Origin of the sequence: Acholeplasma oculi, assembly GCF_900166985.1 — a bacterium.
GTDB lineage: Bacteria > Bacillota_I > Bacilli_A > Acholeplasmatales > Acholeplasmataceae > Acholeplasma > Acholeplasma oculi.
This window is the reverse complement of record NZ_FUZK01000003.1, coordinates 62,747-84,159: the sequence shown is the minus strand read 5'-3', so window position 1 is coordinate 84,159 and position 21,413 is coordinate 62,747. Positions and strand designations below refer to the sequence as shown.

The window sequence follows — 21,413 nt, the reverse complement described above, 5'->3', positions numbered from 1 at the left end:
ATAAATTATGCCATTCGTATTTTTAGAGTTTGATGGATTAACTTGGGCACTATTAGGTGCTGCATTATCAGCAGGATTAGCAGGTATCGGTTCTGCAATGGGAGTATCTATTGCAGGTAGAGCTGCAACAGGAGTTTTAAGTGAAAAACCAGAGTTATTTGGTAAAGTATTACTTTTACAAGCATTGTCAGGAACACAAGGTATTTATGGATTCTTAGTAACAGTATTAATGCTTGTTAAAATGCAATGGTTAACAGGTAATCCGATTGCCTTAACACCACTTGAAGGTCAAATGTATTTTGCTGCTTCATTACCTATTGCAATTGTAGGATTATTTTCTGCAATTTATCAAGGAAAAATGTCTGCATCTTCGATTTTAATGACAGGTAAAAGACCTGAAATTTCAACCAGAGGTATCACAATGACTGCATTAGTAGAGACTTATGCAATTCTTGCATTATTGATTTCTATCTTAATGTGGACTCAATTACCAGGCTGAGGATCATATGTCTAAATTAGAGGAAAAAATACTTAAAAAAGGTGAATTGATCGTTGAAGGCATTCTAAGCAAAGCAAATGAAGATGCAAACTTACTTTATCAAAGATTAATTGATGAAGCTAAAAAAGACTTAGAACAAAATTTCTTAAAAGAAAGTCTAAAACTTACTAATCAAGTCGACCGTAAAAAATTAGATAGCGAACGTGCAATCAGAGATGAAGTTGCACTTGCTAAACAAAAATTAATTGAGAATATCTTTAATGAAATCAAGTTGTTTTTAAACTCACTTGATGGAAAAGATTTATTTAATTATGTTGTAAAAGCAATTAAAAAAGAAACCATTGAACGTAATGAAACGATATTCGTTTCTAAACATGAATATAGTAAATATGCTAAAATTCTAAGTTCAAAATCTGGTAAATTAGTAGAAGCTGATTTACTGAATAAAGCATTGGGTGAAGGGTATGAACTTAAACTTTCAAATGTACCTGCACCAATTCCTTCTGGGTTTATGCTAGAAGGAAAAGATTATGATTTAAACTTTTCTTATGAAGAGACTTTAGAGAAATTATCGCAAACTTATGAGAAGAAAATTTATGAGGATTTAAATTAATTATGGATATCGAATTTATTGGTGGATATATTCAAGCAAGATATGATCGATTACTCAAGAGAAATGAGTTCAATGCATTTAGTCAAGGAACGAAGAGTGATTTTTTAAGATTGCTTAATAATTACCAGTATGGATTAGGTGAGCAAAATGATTTTGAAATGATCATTTTACAGGAAGAACTTAAACATAAGCAGTTCTTATTAGGCTTAATTGACAAAGATCATCTTATTTTTAAAGTTCTATATCGTTCATTTGATCATTTATTCTTATCCAATTTATTTAAATCTGTATTACTCGGATTTAAATATCAGAATACTGTTCATGGATTATCCAATTTTAATGAAGAAGCTGTTGAAAATTATTTAATACATGGTGATGGTGCGACAATCGATTTAGATTTAAAAGCATACCTAGATGAATTAAAGTTAGAACTTATGGATTTAGATGGTAAAGAACTCAGTGACTACATTATTTATAAACTACACCTTGATATTGTTCGTCAATTCAACAAAAATACAGACGTCTTTATAAAAAGACTTGTAAGTTTAGAAACTGATATAGACAATGTCTTATTATTATTAAGAACAAAACTATACAAAAAGGATATTACTTATTTTGAGAAGAATGTCTTAATTGATGGAACCATTGAAAAACACATCTTAGTATCTTGGTTTTCTAAATCTTTTGATGAAATATCTAAAAATCTATCTATTTACTTTGATCAAGATGTTACTGAAGCAGTTAAAAATCAACAACATGATCGATATTTGTCTCATGTATCCTATAAGTTCATGCAATCAATGGATAGTTTTATGGAGGATTTATCATTTCAAGGTTTCAATTTTGCACCAGTTATTCACTTTACACGTTTAAAGAGATTAGAAATTGAGAACTTAAAAGAAATTTACTATAAACTGAAGGAGAAATTATCATGAGTGAAATTATTGCTTGTTCAACAAATGATTCGTTTATGATATTAAGATCTGTTGGTATTGATGTTTTCACTGATAACTCTGTTGAAGTTGTAAATGAATTTATAAAAAATGGGATTAAAGAAGGGGCAAAAATTATCATTTATGATGCATTCAATGAAGATTTTGTCCAATCTATTTTAGATAAATATGAAGAATCATTATATCCGATATTTCTTAAATTACCTACCGGTATCAAGAGTGAGGATACATTATTAGAAATTAAGAAGATGATTGAAAAATCCATCGGGATATCAATCATATAAGGGGGCACCACATTGGAAAAACATGGAATTATAACTAAAGTATCAGGACCATTAATTGTTGCTAAGAACATGGAATCTGTTCAAGTTTATGACGTTGTACGTGTATCCAATCGACATTTGATTGGTGAAGTACTTGAACTTAGAGGTGACCTAGCATCTATTCAAGTCTATGAAGAAACAGCAGGTATTGGACCTGGGGAACCTGTATTTTTTACAAATGAACCTCTATCCGTTGAATTAGGACCTGGCTTAATCAGTGGTATTTTTGATGGTATTGAAAGACCACTGGATAAAATTTATGAAGCTTATGGACAAGGAATACCATTAGGTGTTGATGTGCCTAAACTCGATAGAAATAAGATATGGGAATTTAAAGCAACTGTTAGTGTTGGCGATTTTGTTTCTGCAGGTGATATTATTGGTACAGTAGAAGAATCTGAAACTGTACTTCATAAAATCATGGTACCACCGAACAAAAAAGGTAAAGTTACCTTTATTGAATCAGGTAATTTTACGATTGATCAAGTAGTTTGTAAGTTAGGATATCTTGATGAAACACTTGAACTTAAAATGTTACAAACATGGCCTGTTCGTAAGAAAAGACCTTATCAAGCTAAATTAGCACCAACCAAACCAATGGTCACTGGACAAAGAGTCATTGATACATTATTCCCTATCGCAATAGGCGGAATAGCTGCAATCCCTGGACCTTTTGGAAGTGGAAAAACAGTTGTTCAGCATCAACTTGCAAAATGGGCGGATGCAGATATTATTGTTTATATAGGTTGTGGTGAACGTGGAAATGAAATGACCGATGTATTAATGGAATTTCCTGAATTAAAAGACCCAAGAACTGGACAATCTTTAATGAAACGTACAGTTTTAATTGCAAACACATCCAATATGCCAGTTGCAGCACGTGAAGCAAGTATTTATACGGGGATTACGATTGCTGAATATTACCGTGATATGGGATATAAAGTAGCAATTATGGCGGACTCTACATCCAGATGGGCAGAAGCATTAAGAGAAATGTCATCCAGATTAGAAGAAATGCCTGGTGAAGAAGGATACCCTGCATACCTAGGTTCTAGAATTGCAGAATTTTATGAACGTGCAGGTATGGTAGAGTGTTTAGGAAGTGATGAAAGAATAGGTGCAATTACTGCAATTGGAGCTGTTTCACCTCCAGGTGGAGATACATCCGAACCTGTCTCACAAGCAACACTTCGTATTGTTAAAGTTTTCTGGGGATTATCTGCATCTTTAGCATATAAGAGACACTTCCCAGCAATTGATTGGCTAAAGAGTTATTCATTATATGATGATCAAATGAGTGAATACTTTAACTCAAATGTAGATAAAAATTGGAGTCATCATGTTCAATTTGTCATGAGTTTATTACAAGAAGAATCATCCTTACAAGAAATTGTAAGATTAGTAGGTTTAGATGCACTTGGTGCAACAGACCGTCTTAAACTTTTAACTGCTCAAATGATTCGTGAAGATTATCTACACCAAAATGCATTCCATCCAGTAGATACATATGCATCATTACAAAAACAATTTAAATTATTAAGTTTAATACTTAAGTTTAATGAATTAGGTAATGAAGCCATTACCGATGGTAAATCTTATAAGAATATAGAAAATTTATCCGTAAGAGAACGTATTGGACGTTTTAAATATGTAGAAGAAAAAGATATTGATAAGGAAACAGCTTCAATTATTGAAGATATGGAAACCGAGTTCAGTATGCTTACAAAGGAGTAAACGATGGCGATAAGAGAATATAAAACCATTAAAGATGTCGTTGGACCTTTGATGCTTGTTACAAAAACTAAAGATGTCACATATGATGAACTTGTAAAAATCAAACTTGCAAACGGTGAAATCCGATATGGTCGAGTTTTAGAAATTGATCAAGATAAAGCTTTAGTCCAATTATTTGAATCTTCTCAAGGTTTAAAGATTGAAGATGCTAAAGCAGTCTTCTTAGGTCATGGATTAGAACTTGATGTTTCACCTCTTATTTTAGGTCGTATCTTTAGTGGTATGGGTGAACCTAAAGATAAGTTAGGGAAAATCATTCCTGAGAAAAAATTAGATATTAATGGTATACCATTAAATCCAGTTGCAAGAGATTACCCATCTGAATTTATACAAACAGGTGTATCCTCCATTGATGGACTTAATACCTTAGTACGTGGTCAAAAATTACCAATCTTTTCAGGGTCTGGTTTACCACATAACAAATTAGCAGCAATGATTGCAAGAAATGCAAAAGTTTTAGGTAAAGATGATGCGTTTGCTGTTGTATTTGCTGCTATTGGTATTACATTTGAAGAATCAAATTTCTTTATAGAAGAATTTAAAAAGTCAGGTGCAATTGACAGAACAGTTATGTTTGTCAATTTAGCAAATGACCCTGCAATTGAACGTATTGCAACCCCTCGTATGGCAATTACTGCTGCAGAATATTTAGCATATGAACTAGACATGCATGTATTGATCATTATGACTGATATTACAAACTATGCAGAATCCTTAAGAGAGGTTTCAGCTGCTAGAAAAGAAGTTCCTGGTCGACGTGGATATCCAGGTTACATGTATACAGACTTAGCGAGTCTTTATGAGCGTGCAGGTCGTGTTAAGGGTAAAAAAGGATCGATTACCCAGCTTCCAATTCTCACAATGCCAGAAGATGACAAAACCCATCCGATTCCTGACTTAACGGGTTATATTACAGAAGGTCAAGTTATCTTATCTCGTCAATTACATCAAAAAGGGTTACAACCGCCTGTTGATGTCTTACCTTCATTATCTAGATTAAAAGATAAAGGTATTGGTAAAGGAAAAACAAGAAGTGACCATGCAGATACATTAAACCAATTATTTGCAAGTTATGCACGTGGTAAGGAATCTAAAGAACTTGCAACAGTTCTTGGAGAGTCCGCATTATCTGACATTGATAAACTTTATGCAAGATTTGCAGATCGTTTTGAAAAAGAATATATTTCTCAAGGATTTGAATCTAACCGAACCATTGAAGAAACATTAAACTTAGGTTGGGATTTATTAAGAATACTACCTAGAAGTGAATTAAAGAGAATTTCTACACAACATTTAGATCTTTACTATAAAAAAGAGGATTAAGTTATGCAAACAATAGTCAATGCGACTAGAATGGAGCTAACGCGTCTTAAAAACCAACTAGCAACAACTAGAAAGGGTCATCGTTTATTAAAAGATAAACAAGATGAAATGATGCGTCAATTCCTACTTCAAATTGAATCCTATAAAGAACTTAGAAAACAAGTTGAATATAAGTGGTTAAAAGCTTTAAGCTATTTTGATGATGCAAAAACGTATCATTATGAAGCAGAACTTAAAGAAAAATTCTTAATTCCTGCAACAACACTCGAACTTGCTTATGAAAAAGAATCAGTGATGAGTGTCATTGTTCCTAAGATAAAGATTAAAGAGGCAGTAGAACCTAAACTTACCTATGCATTTCATGGTACACATCCACTGATTGATGATATTGTCATGATATTATCTAAAAACTTAAGTGCACTTGTTGAACTTGCTGCTATGGATAAGAAGGTTAGAATCCTGATTAAAGAAATAGAAAAAGCTAAACGACGTGTGAATGCGATTGAGCACATATTAATTCCTGAAATACTGGCAAATATTAAAGTGGTTAAGATGAAGATCAATGAAGCAGAACTCAGTAATACGATACGTATTATGAAATCTAAAGATTTAATTCTTAAAAAACAACAAGCAAATGAATCCTTAAAAGACTAGAATATCCTTAATGGATGTTCTTTTTTTTCATAAAAAAAACCTCACTTTAAGGTGAGGTTTGATGATTAGAATTTATCGAAATGAATATGCTCTTCTGGCATACCTTTTTCTTTTAAGACTTTAATACATGCATCAATCATACCAGGTGAGCCACAAAGGTATGCTTCATGACCACTTAAATCTTCTGTATGACGTCTAACAACATCCGTAATTAAACCTTCATCCAGTTCCCATTCATCTTCAGGAAGTGGTGTAGATAATGCAGGAATGTATTTAAAGTTTGGATACATTTTAGCGATATCTAAGAAGTAGTCTGTGTAGTATAAATCCTTTTTAGTTCTAGCACCAAAGAAATAGGTTGCTTTACGAGGCATGTTTTGATCCATCAATTTATAAATAATGGAACGAATTGGAGCCATACCTGAACCACCAGCAATCATGATGACTGGGCGTTTGGATTCTTCTTGAAGGAAGAAATCACCAAATGCACCTGTAATTTTGATGGTATCACCAATCATTAAAGCTTTGTGGATGAATTTTGTTGCAACGCCTCCTGGAACAAGACGTATAATAACTTCTGGATGACGTAAATCTTTAGAATCAGATGCAATAGAATAAGCACGAGAAGTTTCAATACCAGGAACTTCAATTTGAAGATATTGACCAGGTTTAAATGGGAAATCTTCTTTCATTTCAAATCGTACACGACGAATATCATGAGTTAATTGTTCGACTTCAATAACTTTTCCAAAGAATGGTTTAACATTTAATACGGATGGTGGGACTTCAATAGATATATCAGATTCAACCTTTACTTGACAAGAAAGTCTAACACCCTCTTCAATTTCTGCTTTAGATAAGAAAGGAAGTTCTGTTGGTTTAGGAGGTTCATGCCAATCTACTAATCTAAATTTACATGTACCACATGTAGCTTTACCACCACAAGAAGATGGTAAGAATATTTTGTTGTTTGTTAAGGCATTGAGTGCTGTTTCAGTTCCACTAATTGTTACAACATTATCCTTGTTGATAGTGATTTTTCTTTCACCACCACCCCCTAGGAATCTGTCAATTAAGATAACAACTAAAGTAACAACAACTAATACGCTAATAATAATTATAGGTGTATATATTGGATTCATTATTTATCTCCTTACGATACACTACCAATACCGGTAAATCCGATAAAGGCAAGTGCTAATATACCTAAGATAAGAAATGCGATTGCTCTTCCTCTTAAGCCTCTTGGAATATTGGATACACGGTACATTTTTTGTCTAACACCAGCAAGTAATACGATTGCTAGCATCCAACCAATACCTGAACCAAATGAGAATACGAATGTTTGAGCAAAATCATAATTTCTAGTTTGGAAGAATAAGGATACCGCTAAAACAATACAGTTTACAGTAATCAGTGGTAAGAAGATACCAAATGCATCATATATTTTTGGAGCGAATTTTGCTAAAAACATTTCTAAGAATTGAACGAAAGCTGCAATAACGATAATGAAAACTAGAAGTGATAACTGTGTTGTACCAGTTGCTTTAAGTAATTCATAGATAGGCCAGTTAATAATTGCTGTAATGGTTGTTACAACTGTTACAGCAACCCCCATGTTTACAGCATTTTTAATGGATGTTGAAACTGCAATTAATGAACACATACCTAATATGAAGATTAATGCGATGTTGTTAGATAATATAGATGCTAAGAATAATTCAATAAGTTCCATAATTTATATTCTCCTATTCTTCATATTTCTTAGTTAATGTTCTCATTAACCACGCAAATAATGTGAGGACAAAGAATCCTCCAGGTGCAAGTGTCATAACATTCCAGTTAATCCAGCCTTCCATAAATGGCGCTCTGTAACCTAAGAATGTACCAAATGCTAAAGGTTCACGGATTGAAGCAATAGCAACTAATACAAGCGTATAACCTAATCCATTTGCAAGACCATCAATGATGGTATATTTAACTGGATTCTTGATTGCAAACGCCTCAGCTCTACCCATAACAATACAGTTTGTAATAATTAATGAAGTATATGCTCCAAGGTTTGCTGCAACTGAAGGTACATATGCTTGTAAAATCATTTGTACGACAATTGTGAAGACAGAAATAATAACCATATATGCTACCATACGAACTTTAGGTGGTATGAGATTTCTAAGCATCGATACAAGCATTGAGGATGCCATAATAACGAATGTAACACCAATACCCATAAAGATTGCATTTTCAACTCGATTGGTTACTGCAAGTGCAGAACAAATTCCAAGAACGGTAACAACAATAGGATTTTCTTCAGATATTCCATTCTTTAGAATAAGGAACCATTTTTTATATTGTAATCTTAACCATGCACTTGGTTTTTCAATTTTATTTTGATTCATACTTATTCACCGTCCTTAAATGCATTGTAATATGCTTGATATGTTGAATTTAAACTTGTTGTGACTTGAAGTTTAGTTGTCGTTGCAGAAGCATATCCATCTAAAACTTCATTTTCTAAAACTGGTTCTGATACTAAAACGATATTTGGATTAAATTTCTTACCAATATAACCATCAAAGAATGCTGCATTGGTTTGAATGGTTTTACCCCATTTTTCAGATTGTTCAAAGACTGAGATTTTAACGATTGTTTGGAAGTCATCATCTAATGTGACAACACCTTTAATCGGTCCGAATAATCCATCAGCGAAAAATAGATAAGAAACATTTAATGTTGTTTTGTTTGTATATAATGTAAGTTCACCAACGACTTCAACGTCAAAAGTAGCAGTCATTAAGTCATTGTAATCTTCATCTGTTGATGTTACACCATTATTTGCAAGAAGTGCTTGTTTATAGGATTTTGTAGGGTCTACATAAAATGCATCATAATAACTAACGTAAATCGTATTAAGTGCTGTTGTTAATTGTAGTTTAGTCGTCGTTGCAGAACCATAACCATCTAGTATTTCATTGTCTAATACTGGGTCAGACACAACAACAATATTTGGATTAAATTTCTTTCCAACATATGCATCAAAGAATGTTGGATCTGTTTGAATGGTTTTACCCCATTTTTCAGATTGTTCAAAGACTGAGATTTTAACGATTGTTTGGAAATCATCATCTAAAGTGATAACACCTCTAATTGGTCCAAATAGTCCGTCTGCAAAGAATAGATATGAAACATTTTGATTTGTATTGTTGGTATATAATGTTAAGTCACCATCGGTGGTAACTGTAAATGTTGAAGTCATTAGTTCATCGAAGTTTAATTCAGTAGATTCAACACCATTATTGGATAATAAAGCTTGTTTCCATACCATCGTTGGATCAACACCTGTAACAAAAGTAGTATAGAAATTACTATATGTTTGATTAAGTGCTGTTAATAAACCATTCTTAGTGGTTGTTGCACCACCAAAACCATCAACAACTTCATTCTCTGCTGTTGGGTTTGCAACAACAACGATGTTTGGACTAAATTTCTTACCGATATAGCTATCGAAGAATGTAGCATTTGTTTGAATCACTGCACCCCATGTTTCTGATTGTTCATAAACAGATATTTTAACAATTGTTTGGAAATCATCATCTAAAGTGACAACACCACGGATTGCTCCATTAAGACCAGTTGCTTCAAATAAGAAAGATACATTAGAATTTGAATTGTTTGTATATAATGTTAAATCATTTTCTGTAGTGATAGTAAATGTTGAATTCATGAGTGCATCATAGTTTGTTTCGTTAGACACTACACCATTATTGGTTAATAGTGCTTGTTTCCAAACCATTGATGGGTCAAAACCTAGAACAAATGCATCATAGTATGCTTGATATGAAGAATTTAAACCTGTAGCAAATGATGTTTTTGTTGTAGTTGCTCCACCAAATCCATCAAGTACTTCATTATTGTTTGTAGGAGATTCTACAATCACAATATTTGGGTCAAATGACTTACCAATAAATGCTTCTAAAATGGAAGGGTCAGTTTGAATGACAGCACCCCAACCTTCAGCTTGGCTAATAACAGTAAGTCCAACAATCACTTCAAAATCAGGATCTAATGTAATGACTGCTCCGATTGGACCATTCATACCACCTGTTTGGAATTGATAACTCTTATTACCTGTTACCAAGTGTGTAAATAATCTTAATTCTCCAATAACGTTTGAACTAAATGAAGAACTAAACACAGCTTCAAAATCATCGTTTGTAAATTCGGTATCATTATGGTTTAACATTGCCTTCATCCAAGCAGCATCGGGATTCACATCACCAAATAATCTTAGAAATTTTCTATAGTTTGCAGATAATAAACCAACAAATGCGTTTGATGTACCAGTAGCACCTGTGATTGCATCCACCTCATAATCTTGAGTTGGTGGAACTTTTACAGCAACAATCCCTAATGTCTCATCAAATTTTTTACCGATATAGTTTTTTAAGTATTGTTCTTCAGCAACAATTCCTCCAAGCCCTGGAGTTTCTGCTTGCTTGGTAACAGTAACATTGATTATTGTATTAAAGTCATCACCTAATGTAAGAACACCTTCAATGACATCCCATAAGCCATAACCATTAAATCTAAATGATACGTTATTTGTTTCAATGTTTTTATAAAGATAAAGTGTTGTTTCAGTTTCAGCATCTACTGCATCTAATACTTCAAAATTAGCATCAAATACTTCACTAAAATCAACTGTTGTATGAGGAATCTCATGGTGGGTTAATACTGCGGATTTCCAAGAGAATTCAGCGTTTTTCGCAATTGCATCTTTTGTAACATAATCTGCACCCATTAAGATACCAGTTGCTACTGTACCAAGAATAACAACGAAAAATAACATGGATAGATATTTTTTCATTCTAATACCTCCTCAATTTGAGGAACATTCTTAATCTTTGGAACAGTCCAAACATCAATAAGTCCTACAACAGCATTCATAAATGTTACAGAATAAATAATACCTTCAGTATTTGGAGCAAGTGGATTAAAGATCCATATATTTTGGATGATCCAAGTGATAAAACCGAGTAATACACCATAGATTATTTTTCCTTTTGTATATAAAGGCGCTGTTTGTGGGTCTGTTGCAACAAACATAACAGCAAATAATAAATGACCTAGTAAAATAGAATAAGTAGCATAAATAAATGAGTTCATGCCAAATCCTTTGAATGCAAAATTAACTAATGAGAATACAAAATAAGTTCCAAGGAAAGTAAAAGGTATTTTCCAATCAGAAATTCTTAGAACCATTAATAATCCACCTAGTATTAAGATACCTAATTTAAAAGTTGTACCAATACCACCAGCATAACGGCCCATAAGTAATTGCCATAAAGACAAGGTGTTATAAATTTCAGTCGGATTATTCTTAAAGATTGTAGCAGGTGTTACTGGAGTTGCAATCATGGTGAGTGGATCCATAAATGAATTCACAAAAATAGGGAATGCTAAGGCAATAAATATTAATCCGACAGTTGCTGGATTAAATACATTCTTGTCTTGACCACCCCAAATTGATTTTGCAAAAAATACCCCGAATGCAGTTGCTACAGCAATCATCCAAACTTGATTGATGATTGTTGGTGTTGTAAGCAACGTAATTACCAGTGGAGTAATCCAAAAGGTAGTCCAATCAAAAGTTTCCTTTCTAGCTTTACTTGCTAATATTTCTACTATAAATGATGTTAGAATAGCGACTAATCCCACTATAAATACTGTTGCTCCAAAGATAAAGGATGCAGCAATCAGCAAAATAAAGAGAGAACTAGCAACAATTATTCTGTTCTGTTGTGCTTTATTCATTTTCTATACCTCTTCATGTATCGTTAATGCTATTTTAACATGATATAGATAAAATCTATATCTATTTGCCTATTAAAATAGAAATGTAAAATGTTTTTCAAAGTGTGAAAAAAGTGATACTAAAATAATTTTAAAGATAAACTTAAAAAAATTTCATATTTTAACAATTTAGTGTTACAATACTTATGAAAGGGCGGTGGATATTTTGAATCGAGCGGAAGAAGACTATTTGAAACTCATCTACGAATTACAGGTAGAAGCAAACAAACCAATGATTAAAAATAATGAAATCAAAGATGCATTCGGCTATACCGATCAAAGTGTCAATGATATGATTAAGCGTTTAAACGATCAAAAACTCGTCCGATTTATTCCGTATAAGGGTGTTTCACTAACAAAAAAAGGTACACATATTGCTGTAAAACTTGTTCGTGCACATCGCATATGGGAAGTCTTTCTGACTAAACATCTAAATTATCCATGGTATAGAGTACATGATGAAGCAGAGAGATTAGAACATGCATCCAGTGAAGAAATGGTTGAGGAACTTTTTACATTTTTAGGAAAACCTAAAACATGTAGTCATGGTAACCCTATTCCTAATTTAGATGGGGAATTACCTGCATTAAATGACTTTATGTTGATGGATTCTAATGTTGGAGACACATTTGTTGTTGAAAGAGCGACCGATGATGCCTACTTATTAAAAATGTTGGATGATTATAAAATTGGATTAAATGCGAAATTACATATTATTGAAAAAGATTCGTATAATGAATTTTTAAAAATCAAAACAGATAAAAAAGAAGTTATATTAACTTTTTCATCTGCTAAAAAGATTTTTGGCCGAAACATCAAGATATAACTTGATGTTTTTTTATTAAAAGAAAGGGGTGGCAATATGTTAAAAAAATTAATTGATGAACAAGCATCCGTTAAAGAAATAGAAAAAGCAATAGAAGATGTACATGGATATGATTTAGTTCAGATGTTTGAGGAATTAAATGATGAAGAACAAAAATTCATTTTAGATAATTTATCGCCTGAAAGATTAGCGGATGTTTTATCTTATCTAGATTTAGATGATGCTGTTGAAATTTTTAAGGAACTGAGTATTGATGAGCAAAAGGAAGTTGTTGATGAGTTAGAACCTGATGATGCAGCTGATATTATCAATGAATTAGAGGATGTTGAAAAAACAGAACTCATTGAACAATTAGACGAAAAAGAAGATTTGATTGCTTTAATGAAATATGATGAAAATGAAGCAGGTTCATACATGAACAGTGATGTATTCACTGTACATGTTGAAGATGATATTAAGGTTGCAACTAAAAAATTAATTAAAGAGGCACCAAACTATGAAAGCATCAAAACAATTTTTGTCATCGATGAGTCTTCTAAATATTTAGGACAAGTTCCGCTAAAAAAACTTATCCGAGCAAAACATCCTTCATTGATTAAGGATATCTACGAGATTGAGCCGACCTTCAAAGATCATGATAAAGTTGATGATTTAGTTAAACATATGAAGCACTATGGTGGTTATGATATCGCAATCGTTAATGATGAAAACACACTTTTAGGTGCTATTACCACCGATGACATCTTAGATATTTTTAAAGATGAAGCCTTAGAAGACTTCGAAAAACTAACGATGTTACCCGATACTGATATTGAAGAAAATGTATTAAAAAGTGCAATACATAGACTACCATGGTTGATCTTCTTGTTATTTTTAAGTATACCTTTAGCATTTCTTACTTCAAATTTTGAAGAAATCTTATCAACCGTGGTTATACTGGCATTATTTCAACCACTTATTTTAGATACAGGCGGAAATGTTGCGAGTCAAACACTTGCTGTAACTTTAATCAGTTTTACTAATAAAGAAGGTGCGAGTTATAAAAATGGTATAAAAGAAATCATTACAGGACTCATCTCAGGTCTTGCAATGGGTATACTTGGATTTGTTGCAACATATATATTTGCATCAGCATTATCATTTGAAAGTCCTTTATTAATGGGATTAGTGATAGGATTATCCTTGACACTTACAATTATTATTTCACCCGTCATAGGCTTTATGATTCCTGTATTTATTAAATCTATAAAGAAAGACCCTGCAGTCGCATCTGGTCCTTTTATAACAACACTCATTGATATCTTTAGTATTTTAATCTATTTTGGACTTGCAACACTTATTTTAGGAGGTCTTGTACATGTATAAAATCAATTTATTGTTATCTCCTAGTAAACTCAAGATGGAACTTGAAAAACTACATGAATCCGATATTGCAGATATCTTTGAAAAAAATGAATTTTTCAGAGAAAAAATTTATCTAGTCATGGGCGTTAAAGCATTTACTAAAGTATTTGTAGAACTAAATGATAATGTTAAAAAGGAGTTCTTTCAAACACTCAATAACGAACAAAAAAAGTCTTTACTAAGATTTTCAGATACTGAAGATATTAAGGATTTTATCACGCTTTATGACGTGAAAGAACAGTTACCGATTATCTCATTACTTAATGAAACAACCAAATCTGATTTAAATGAACTTCTATCTTATGAAGTAGGAAGTGCAGGGTCTATTTCATCCCCACACTTCATCACACTTGATGTTGAGACATCTGTTAAAGATGCTACATTATTTGTTACAAGTAAAACAACAGAAAAAGATGAAATTGATGTTATTTTCTTTCAAAATGAACTGGGTCAATTCATTGGAGCTATGACTCTTCAAGAATTGATTTCTGCAAGAGCAAATCAGCAGCTTATTAATCTTTATGATGAAAAATATCCTTTCGTTATGGCAGATGACCCCTATGAACTGGCAATTAAAAAAATCAGAGACTATGACATATCTATTCTTCCAGTACTTGATAAGCAAAAAGAAGTCATGGGAATTATCCTAGCGGAAGATGCATTAACCATCATGGAAGAAATACATATTGAAACGATTCAAGATTTAGTTAAAATTCATGATGTTCAAACAGAAGACTCACCTCTTAAGCGTTCAATGGTTCGTTTACCATGGTTGGTTGTTTGTGCAATACTCAATGTAATTATTGCAAGTTTCCTAGTGATTTTCAAACCTGTATTGGAAGCCAATGTAGCAATTATTTTGTTCCAACCCATGATCCTTGCTATGGCTGGAAATATTGGAACTCAAAGTATTGCAGTAACAATTATTAAGATGCAAAGTGATGAAAAATTAAGTAAAAAACATTTATTTAAAGAGTTAGGAATTGGTTTAATCAACGGGTTATTATCTTCAGTATTTGGTGTACTTATCGTCTTTTTATTCTTATTTGTAATGCCAAATGCTTATCAAGATATCGATAAATTAGCATTAACCGTTGGATTATCGCTATTTGTATCTATGTTTATCTCAAGTCTTGCAGGTGTTTTAGTACCAATCATACTTAAGAAACTAAAGATGGATGAAAAAGCAGCAAGTGGACCACTGATTTCAACAATTAATGACTTTACCGCATTAGGTATCTATTTCTTACTTGCTACAATTATTCTAACCTCAATATAATCCAAGTTATGAGAATTAATCTTCAAAATATGATAAAATAACATAAAGTTTGATAAAGGAGTTTTTAGTATGAGAATTCATTTGATTGGTTTAGGTAAGATGGGTGCTAACTTAGCACTTAACTTAAGAGATAAAAAACATGAAGTACTAGGGTTTGACCTAAATGATACTGCAAGAGATGTTTTAAGAAAAGAAGGTATTGAAACCTTTGATGAACTCGAAAAGTTCTTGGTTCGAAAGAATAATGATCGATTAATTGTATGGTTATTAATTCCAAATAACTTAGTAGATCAAGTCATTGACCAAGTGATTCCACATTTAAAAGAACGAGATATTATTGTCGATGCTGGAAACTCAAATTATAAAAAATCACTCGAACGTTATGAAAAACTAAAAGAAATCGATATTGATTTTGTCGATGTTGGAACATCAGGCGGTACAGAAGGTGCACGATATGGTGCATGTTTAATGGTTGGTGGAACTAAGGATACTTATGATTATTTAGAACCAATTTTTAAGGATGTTTCACAAGAAAATGGTTATGGTTATATGGGTTCTCCTGGTAGTGGTCATTTTATTAAAATGGTTCACAACGGCATTGAATATGGCATGATGCAAGCAATTGGAGAAGGTTTTGAGTTAATCGAAAAATCTCCATTTGAGGTGGATTATGATGTCTTATCTAAGGTTTGGAATCATGGTTCAATTATTGAATCGGCACTGGTTGGATATATTGGAAATGCATTTAAAAAAGAAGCTAAACTAGATAGTATATTAGGTAGAATTGATGATAGCGGAGAAGGTAAGTGGATGGTTCAAGAAGCACTTGACTTTGGTGTTGCTATTCCTGTAATAGCTCAATCGTTATTTACTCGTTATAAATCAAGAGATGAACATAAATTTAGTGAAAAGGTGGTTGCAGCTATGCGCAATGAATTTGGTGGGCATAGTGTGTATAAGAAAAAATGAAAAATGATTTAATTGTAACAATTTTTGGTTCAACAGGTGATTTAACTGCAAGAAAATTGTTACCAGCATTAGCTAAACTCTACAAACAAAAAACAATCACTCAAAATGTTAAGGTGATTTGTTTAGGCCGTAGAGATTACGATACAGAAACCTATCTAAACGAGATGCAAAAACTGACATCTAAATCTTTAGATCTTCCGCATTTATCTAAGTTTGTTGAATATTTCAAGATGCAAATCACAGATTTAACCGACTATCAAAAATTAAATACATACATTAGGTCAATATCTAATGAGCATTCAAAACATATTTATTACTTAGCGATAGGCCCTGAAATTTTAGCAGATGTTGCCAAAAATATCAGTGAATCTAAATTGATTGAATTTAATAATACAAACCAAGTTTTAGTATTTGAAAAGCCATTTGGACATAATCTTGAATCTGCTGTAAAGGTTAATCAAATGTTATGGAATTATTTTGATGAGAAACAAATTTACAGAATTGATCACTATCTTGGTAAAGAAATGATTCAAAATCTAATGACTTTAAGATTTGCTAATAGAATTTTTGAAGATACTTGGGATTCTAAATCGATTGAAAGTGTAAAAATATTTGTTAAAGAAGAAGAAGGGATCTTAAATCGTGCAGGTTATTATGATACATCCGGTGCACTAAAAGATATGGTTCAATCACACTTACTTCAAATACTTTCTTTAGTTGCAATGGACCCACCGAACCTTTATGAATCAGACTACATTAAGGATGAAAAAGTCAAGGTCATAAGAAGTTTAAATATAGATAAAAAGTCTGTATTATTTGGACAATATAAAGGTTATTTAGAAGAGTTAAATATACCTAAAGATTCTAAGACTGAAACATTTGTGTATTTTAGAGTCTTTGTGAATACACCTAGGTTTAGAGGTGTACCATTTGAAATATTAACGGGTAAAAAATTAAGCCAAAAAGAATCCTATGTTGAGATTTCATATCATAAAACAAGTGAGCAAGAAAAGTGGAATTTACCACTACACTCTAATAAGCTTAGAATTCTAATTAATCCTAAAGGAGCTGTTGATTTATCAATTAACTCTAAAATGCCTGGATTAAAAGACAACTTAGAAGTTGTTCATTTAAACTTCACAACAACTCCATCGGTAGAAGGTAATATTCCTGAAGCATATGAAAAATTACTTTTAGATATTGTTGAGGGTTCTAGAACTTTATTTACTCGTTGGGACGAAATAGAAGCAAGTTGGCATTTTATTGATGAAATCAAGAAGTGCCCACATAGTTTATTTGTCTATGAATCTGAACATGAATTAATGGAAAAAATCAATTAAAAAGATATCAAAAAAAGAGTTCTATTTTGTAGAACTCTTTTCTTTTGGACCTCTTATTTGATTTCTAAGTATTTCTTTTCAGGGACTTTTGGAGTATTTTTTGGAATATTAAGGGTTAGAATGCCTTTATCAAAGGAACCTTTAACATTATCTAAATTGATATCACCGATATAATAGCTGCGCTTCATAGATCCGTAATATCTTTCTTGTTTGATATAAGTGTTTTTATCACTTTCTGTTTCTTTCTCAGATTGATGAGTAGCCTCAACAACCAAGTAACCTTGATCAACAGACACCTTAATATCCTCTTTGTCGAATCCAGGCATTTCAATCATCAATTCATAACCATGGTCAAGTTCTTTGATATCTGTCTTCATGAATGAAGATGATTGAAGTTTAGGAAACGACGTGAAATCCTCAAAGAATTCATCAAAGAAGTCCTTTTGTCTTTTAGCAAGACCGAACATAAACATCACTCCCTTTTTATTTCTATCCTTTTTTAGGACACTTATATTTTACAACGAATTATTGGCACTGTCAATACTTGAGTGCTAAATTATGTTAAAAATTATAAATTTTATGGAATAATGTAAACGTATTCATGAGGTTAAAAGCCAATAAATCAGTGCTAAAATAGATAAAAACAGAAGTAAATGCTATAATAGGAAGGAAAGTATGTAAAGAGAGGGTTATTTCATGCAAAACAGTATAAAAATATATCAAGAGATGCGTAAAAAACTAAATGCTTATTATTATGCCATGTGGGTAATGAGTTGGGATTCAGAAACAGAGCTGCCACATGGGGCTGTGGATTACAGAAGTGAGCAAATTGAGGTCTTAACGAATGAAATATACGCTCTAGAAACAAATAAAACTTACTTAAAAGCGATTGACTTATTATATTTAAATCGTGATAAATTAGATGATTTACTTAAAAGAGAAATAGAAAAAGTTGAAAAAGAATTAAGACTCATTAAAAAAATGCCTAAAGATGAGTACATTGATTATCAAGTTTTATTATCTAAATCATCATCCGTTTGGGCAGATGCGAAAAGACAAAACAATTTTGAAATGTTTTCACCGGTTCTAGATAAAATTATTTACTATAACAGAAAAATTTCAAAATATCTTCAAACAGACACCTTAAAGGGATATGATGTTTTATTAGATATTTACGAAGAAGGCATGACGACTAAAGTATATGATGCATTCTTCCAAAAACTAAGAGATGAGCTTGTACCATTTGTTTTAAGTTCTACAAGTGGAAAAGGTCCATTACCTAGAAAATTATCAAAAAATCGTTTCCCTGCTGAAAAACAAGAATTGTTTAACAAATACTTACTGGATGTATTCAAATATGATTTAAATCGTGGTGTACTTAAGACGAGTGAACATCCATTTACATCTAATTTTACAAGTGATGATGTACGTATTACAACGAAATATCTAGAAAATTCCATTGAATCAGCGATATTTTCTACAATACATGAAATGGGTCATGGAATTTATGAACAAAATGTCGACTCCAAACTAAGAAATACATTACTTGGTGGTGGAGCATCTATGGGTATTCATGAATCACAATCTCGTATGTACGAAAATATGATTGGAAGATCCTATGCATTTTGGGAAGTACATTTTGATAAATTAAAAGAAATCTTCCAAAAAGAATTAAAAGGCGTTACCTTACTGGATTTCTATCATTACATTAACCGTGCTGAGCGTTCTTTAATCAGAACAGAGGCTGATGAACTGACATATCCTTTACATATTATGGTACGTTATGAAGTTGAAAAACAGTTAATCAGTGGTAAATTAAAAACAAAAGACCTTCCCAAAAGATGGAGAAAACTATACCAAGAATATGTGGGTGTTCGTCCTAAAAATGACCAAGAAGGTGTTTTACAAGATATTCACTGGGCTGGAGGTATGTTTGGATATTTCCCAACGTATGCTTTAGGTAGTGCATATGCAGCACAAATTTATTTTGCAATGAATAAAGAGTTTAACATTGAAAATGCAATATCTAATAATGAAATCTATAAGATTAATGATTGGTTAAAAGAACATGTACATACATTTGGAAAATCAAAAACACCAAAAGAAATCATGTTGTTTGCTACAAAGGAATCATTTAATCCAGATTACTATGTTGAGTATTTAAAAAGAAAATTCTCAAATTAAAAAAAACATCTATCATATATGGCAACGCTCAATGCTTTTGACATGTATAAAAAATAATATTTTAAAACTAAGTTATGCATGAATAGATATCATCTGACATAACTTATAGAAAGAAAATCAATGAATCTCGAAATTGGACAAAAAATTGAAGTAGAAGCTTTTGAACTTGATAGGTTTGGTCAAGGTGTTTGTAGATACCAGGATATGGTTGTATTTGTATATGGTCTTCTACAAGGTGAAAAAGCTTTAGTTACTGTAACCAAACTAAAAAAAACTTATGTAATTGCAGAAATTAAGAAATTACTGATTCCCTCTAAAATCAGGAAAACAGTGGCATCTAAACTAGGCGCACTTGATCTTTATCATGTACAAGATAAAGAACAATCCATTCACCAAAAACAAGTAACTCAAGATACATTAAATAGAGCTCTGGGTTATGATGTTTTAGTCTCAGATACATTAAGTGGTGAACAAACACTTAATTATCGTAATAAAGTCGTGTATCATGTTTTAAACGACTCTTTGATGCGATTAGGTCTTTATCAAAAAGAACCTATTGAATTAATAGAAGTCCATACATTTATCTTAAACAGTCTATCAATTCAACGAACAATCTCGAAAATTCAACAACAATCCATTGAAGTAGATCCACTTATTTTTAAACATATCGTATTAAGATCCAATGAACAAGGACAAGTACTTGTTACTTTAGTAGCTTATGAAAAAGAATTTAAGGGATTAACTGAACTTGTTCAAGTGATTAAGAATTTTAAAGAAGTGGTTGGTATTACATTAAATATTAAACCAAATGAAAAACAAATTCTTGGAACTACGAGTTATCTATTACATGGAAAGAATGAATTATCGTTTAAACTCAATCATACACAATTAAAAATAAATGACCAATCTTTTTTACAGGTCAACCAAGAAATGATGTTAAAAACATATGATTTAATAGCAACCTACGTAGAAGGTAAGAAGCTCATTGACTGTTATTCTGGTGTGGGTTCAATCGGTTTATATTTAAGACATAAAGTTAAAGAAATCATTATGATTGAAAATAATCCAGAAAACATCGTGATGGCTAAAGAAAATGCGAAGTTAAACCCAGGAAAATATCAAATTCTTGAAGGTGATGCTAAAAAAATGATCAAACATGTGGATGGTGATATCTTAGTGATAGACCCACCTAGAAACGGATTGGATCCTCAGTTTATAGATACAATTATAAATAAGCGTATCCCTCAAGTCATTTACTTATCCTGTGAACTGAATACACTTCAAAGAGATTTAAAGATTTTAAGTCCGCATTATGAAATCAAAGAGGTTACTCCAATTCGAATGTTTCCTCAAACGACATCAATGGAAACACTAGTCTTACTCACAAGAAAAATATAAA

At 31.9% G+C, this 21,413-nt stretch carries 20 protein-coding genes; 14 read left to right on the top strand and 6 right to left on the bottom strand.

The genetic code is table 11. The annotated features are described in order from the left end of the window. Nucleotides 1-7: 7 nt before the first annotated feature. The 7 genes from B5X49_RS06245 (at nucleotide 8) to B5X49_RS06215 (ending at nucleotide 6,159) form a co-directional block, all read left to right on the top strand. Entirely contained in the window at nucleotides 8-499 is a 492-nt protein-coding gene (locus B5X49_RS06245; protein WP_045749107.1) for a V-type ATP synthase subunit K, read from the top strand. Nucleotides 500-506: 7 nt separating this feature from the next. Further along, nucleotides 507-1,112 (top strand): hypothetical protein, encoded by a 606-nt coding sequence (locus B5X49_RS06240; protein ID WP_045749108.1) that lies wholly within the window; start codon nucleotides 507-509, stop codon nucleotides 1,110-1,112. 2 nt (nucleotides 1,113-1,114) lie between these two features. Then, nucleotides 1,115-2,047 (top strand): V-type ATPase subunit, encoded by a 933-nt coding sequence (locus tag B5X49_RS06235; protein WP_045749109.1) that lies wholly within the window; start codon nucleotides 1,115-1,117, stop codon nucleotides 2,045-2,047. After that, nucleotides 2,044-2,349 (top strand): V-type ATP synthase subunit F, encoded by a 306-nt coding sequence (locus B5X49_RS06230; protein ID WP_045749110.1) that lies wholly within the window; start codon nucleotides 2,044-2,046, stop codon nucleotides 2,347-2,349. The genes B5X49_RS06235 and B5X49_RS06230 overlap by 4 nt, the downstream gene beginning before the upstream one ends. A gap of 69 nt (nucleotides 2,350-2,418) precedes the next feature. Beyond that, a complete protein-coding gene (locus tag B5X49_RS06225; protein WP_045749998.1) occupies nucleotides 2,419-4,122 on the top strand; it encodes a V-type ATP synthase subunit A in 1,704 nt (567 codons plus the stop codon). A 3-nt stretch (nucleotides 4,123-4,125) separates the two neighbouring features. After that, on the top strand, nucleotides 4,126-5,505 hold the full coding sequence (locus tag B5X49_RS06220; RefSeq protein ID WP_045749111.1) for a V-type ATP synthase subunit B: 1,380 nt from the start codon (nucleotides 4,126-4,128) through the stop codon (nucleotides 5,503-5,505). 3 nt (nucleotides 5,506-5,508) lie between these two features. Next, complete coding sequence (locus tag B5X49_RS06215) at nucleotides 5,509-6,159, top strand: V-type ATP synthase subunit D (RefSeq protein WP_045749112.1); 651 nt, start codon at nucleotides 5,509-5,511, stop codon at nucleotides 6,157-6,159. A 65-nt stretch (nucleotides 6,160-6,224) separates the two neighbouring features. Here the strand turns inward: B5X49_RS06215 and B5X49_RS06210 are convergent, their stop codons facing one another. The 5 genes from B5X49_RS06210 to B5X49_RS06190 are packed head-to-tail and all read right to left on the bottom strand — an operon-like array spanning nucleotide 6,225 to nucleotide 11,973. Continuing rightward, a complete protein-coding gene (locus B5X49_RS06210; RefSeq protein ID WP_045749113.1) occupies nucleotides 6,225-7,301 on the bottom strand; it encodes an NADH:ubiquinone reductase (Na(+)-transporting) subunit F in 1,077 nt (358 codons plus the stop codon). A gap of 11 nt (nucleotides 7,302-7,312) precedes the next feature. Next, on the bottom strand, nucleotides 7,313-7,894 hold the full coding sequence (locus B5X49_RS06205) for an Rnf-Nqr domain containing protein (protein WP_045749114.1): 582 nt from the start codon (nucleotides 7,892-7,894) through the stop codon (nucleotides 7,313-7,315). 13 nt (nucleotides 7,895-7,907) lie between these two features. Beyond that, nucleotides 7,908-8,558, bottom strand: a complete 651-nt coding sequence (locus B5X49_RS06200; protein ID WP_079560757.1) for an Rnf-Nqr domain containing protein — start codon at nucleotides 8,556-8,558, stop codon at nucleotides 7,908-7,910. A gap of 2 nt (nucleotides 8,559-8,560) precedes the next feature. After that, complete coding sequence (locus B5X49_RS06195) at nucleotides 8,561-11,026, bottom strand: FMN-binding protein (protein WP_052669934.1); 2,466 nt, start codon at nucleotides 11,024-11,026, stop codon at nucleotides 8,561-8,563. After that, entirely contained in the window at nucleotides 11,023-11,973 is a 951-nt protein-coding gene (locus tag B5X49_RS06190) for an RnfABCDGE type electron transport complex subunit D (RefSeq protein WP_045749115.1), read from the bottom strand. The genes B5X49_RS06195 and B5X49_RS06190 overlap by 4 nt, the downstream gene beginning before the upstream one ends. Before the next feature lie 205 nt (nucleotides 11,974-12,178). Between B5X49_RS06190 and B5X49_RS06185 the strand changes: the two genes are divergently transcribed. The 5 genes from B5X49_RS06185 (at nucleotide 12,179) to zwf (ending at nucleotide 17,830) form a co-directional block, all read left to right on the top strand. Beyond that, complete coding sequence (locus B5X49_RS06185) at nucleotides 12,179-12,838, top strand: metal-dependent transcriptional regulator (protein WP_045749116.1); 660 nt, start codon at nucleotides 12,179-12,181, stop codon at nucleotides 12,836-12,838. 36 nt (nucleotides 12,839-12,874) lie between these two features. Then, a complete protein-coding gene (gene mgtE, locus B5X49_RS06180; RefSeq protein ID WP_045749117.1) occupies nucleotides 12,875-14,203 on the top strand; it encodes a magnesium transporter in 1,329 nt (442 codons plus the stop codon). Further along, complete coding sequence (locus B5X49_RS06175; protein ID WP_045749118.1) at nucleotides 14,196-15,521, top strand: magnesium transporter; 1,326 nt, start codon at nucleotides 14,196-14,198, stop codon at nucleotides 15,519-15,521. Before mgtE ends, B5X49_RS06175 begins: the two co-directional genes overlap by 8 nt. Nucleotides 15,522-15,590: 69 nt before the next feature. After that, complete coding sequence (gene gnd, locus B5X49_RS06170; protein ID WP_045749119.1) at nucleotides 15,591-16,490, top strand: phosphogluconate dehydrogenase (NAD(+)-dependent, decarboxylating); 900 nt, start codon at nucleotides 15,591-15,593, stop codon at nucleotides 16,488-16,490. Further along, nucleotides 16,487-17,830, top strand: a complete 1,344-nt coding sequence (zwf, locus tag B5X49_RS06165; RefSeq protein ID WP_045749120.1) for a glucose-6-phosphate dehydrogenase — start codon at nucleotides 16,487-16,489, stop codon at nucleotides 17,828-17,830. Before gnd ends, zwf begins: the two co-directional genes overlap by 4 nt. 53 nt (nucleotides 17,831-17,883) lie before the next feature. Here zwf and B5X49_RS06160 read toward each other — a convergent pair whose 3' ends face one another. Beyond that, complete coding sequence (locus B5X49_RS06160) at nucleotides 17,884-18,303, bottom strand: Hsp20/alpha crystallin family protein (RefSeq protein WP_079560754.1); 420 nt, start codon at nucleotides 18,301-18,303, stop codon at nucleotides 17,884-17,886. A 223-nt stretch (nucleotides 18,304-18,526) separates the two neighbouring features. Between B5X49_RS06160 and B5X49_RS06155 the strand changes: the two genes are divergently transcribed. Then, on the top strand, nucleotides 18,527-20,014 hold the full coding sequence (locus B5X49_RS06155; RefSeq protein ID WP_045749122.1) for a carboxypeptidase M32: 1,488 nt from the start codon (nucleotides 18,527-18,529) through the stop codon (nucleotides 20,012-20,014). A gap of 120 nt (nucleotides 20,015-20,134) precedes the next feature. After that, entirely contained in the window at nucleotides 20,135-21,412 is a 1,278-nt protein-coding gene (rlmD, locus tag B5X49_RS06150; RefSeq protein WP_045749123.1) for a 23S rRNA (uracil(1939)-C(5))-methyltransferase RlmD, read from the top strand. Nucleotide 21,413 lies beyond the last annotated feature (1 nt).

What these genes read in the sequence shown, in the direction of transcription:
- B5X49_RS06245 (WP_045749107.1), top strand. Translation starts at nt 8, where the DNA reads ATGCCATTCGTATTTTTAGAGTTTGATGGATTAACTTGGGCACTATTA.
- B5X49_RS06240 (WP_045749108.1), top strand. Translation starts at nt 507, where the DNA reads ATGTCTAAATTAGAGGAAAAAATACTTAAAAAAGGTGAATTGATCGTT.
- B5X49_RS06235 (WP_045749109.1), top strand. Translation starts at nt 1,115, where the DNA reads ATGGATATCGAATTTATTGGTGGATATATTCAAGCAAGATATGATCGA.
- B5X49_RS06230 (WP_045749110.1), top strand. Translation starts at nt 2,044, where the DNA reads ATGAGTGAAATTATTGCTTGTTCAACAAATGATTCGTTTATGATATTA.
- B5X49_RS06225 (WP_045749998.1), top strand. Translation starts at nt 2,419, where the DNA reads ATGGAATCTGTTCAAGTTTATGACGTTGTACGTGTATCCAATCGACAT.
- B5X49_RS06220 (WP_045749111.1), top strand. Translation starts at nt 4,126, where the DNA reads ATGGCGATAAGAGAATATAAAACCATTAAAGATGTCGTTGGACCTTTG.
- B5X49_RS06215 (WP_045749112.1), top strand. Translation starts at nt 5,509, where the DNA reads ATGCAAACAATAGTCAATGCGACTAGAATGGAGCTAACGCGTCTTAAA.
- B5X49_RS06210 (WP_045749113.1), bottom strand. Translation starts at nt 7,301, where the DNA reads ATGAATCCAATATATACACCTATAATTATTATTAGCGTATTAGTTGTT.
- B5X49_RS06205 (WP_045749114.1), bottom strand. Translation starts at nt 7,894, where the DNA reads ATGGAACTTATTGAATTATTCTTAGCATCTATATTATCTAACAACATC.
- B5X49_RS06200 (WP_079560757.1), bottom strand. Translation starts at nt 8,558, where the DNA reads ATGAATCAAAATAAAATTGAAAAACCAAGTGCATGGTTAAGATTACAA.
- B5X49_RS06195 (WP_052669934.1), bottom strand. Translation starts at nt 11,026, where the DNA reads ATGAAAAAATATCTATCCATGTTATTTTTCGTTGTTATTCTTGGTACA.
- B5X49_RS06190 (WP_045749115.1), bottom strand. Translation starts at nt 11,973, where the DNA reads ATGAATAAAGCACAACAGAACAGAATAATTGTTGCTAGTTCTCTCTTT.
- mgtE (WP_045749117.1), top strand. Translation starts at nt 12,875, where the DNA reads ATGTTAAAAAAATTAATTGATGAACAAGCATCCGTTAAAGAAATAGAA.
- B5X49_RS06175 (WP_045749118.1), top strand. Translation starts at nt 14,196, where the DNA reads ATGTATAAAATCAATTTATTGTTATCTCCTAGTAAACTCAAGATGGAA.
- gnd (WP_045749119.1), top strand. Translation starts at nt 15,591, where the DNA reads ATGAGAATTCATTTGATTGGTTTAGGTAAGATGGGTGCTAACTTAGCA.
- zwf (WP_045749120.1), top strand. Translation starts at nt 16,487, where the DNA reads ATGAAAAATGATTTAATTGTAACAATTTTTGGTTCAACAGGTGATTTA.
- B5X49_RS06160 (WP_079560754.1), bottom strand. Translation starts at nt 18,303, where the DNA reads ATGTTTATGTTCGGTCTTGCTAAAAGACAAAAGGACTTCTTTGATGAA.
- B5X49_RS06155 (WP_045749122.1), top strand. Translation starts at nt 18,527, where the DNA reads ATGCAAAACAGTATAAAAATATATCAAGAGATGCGTAAAAAACTAAAT.
- rlmD (WP_045749123.1), top strand. Translation starts at nt 20,135, where the DNA reads ATGAATCTCGAAATTGGACAAAAAATTGAAGTAGAAGCTTTTGAACTT.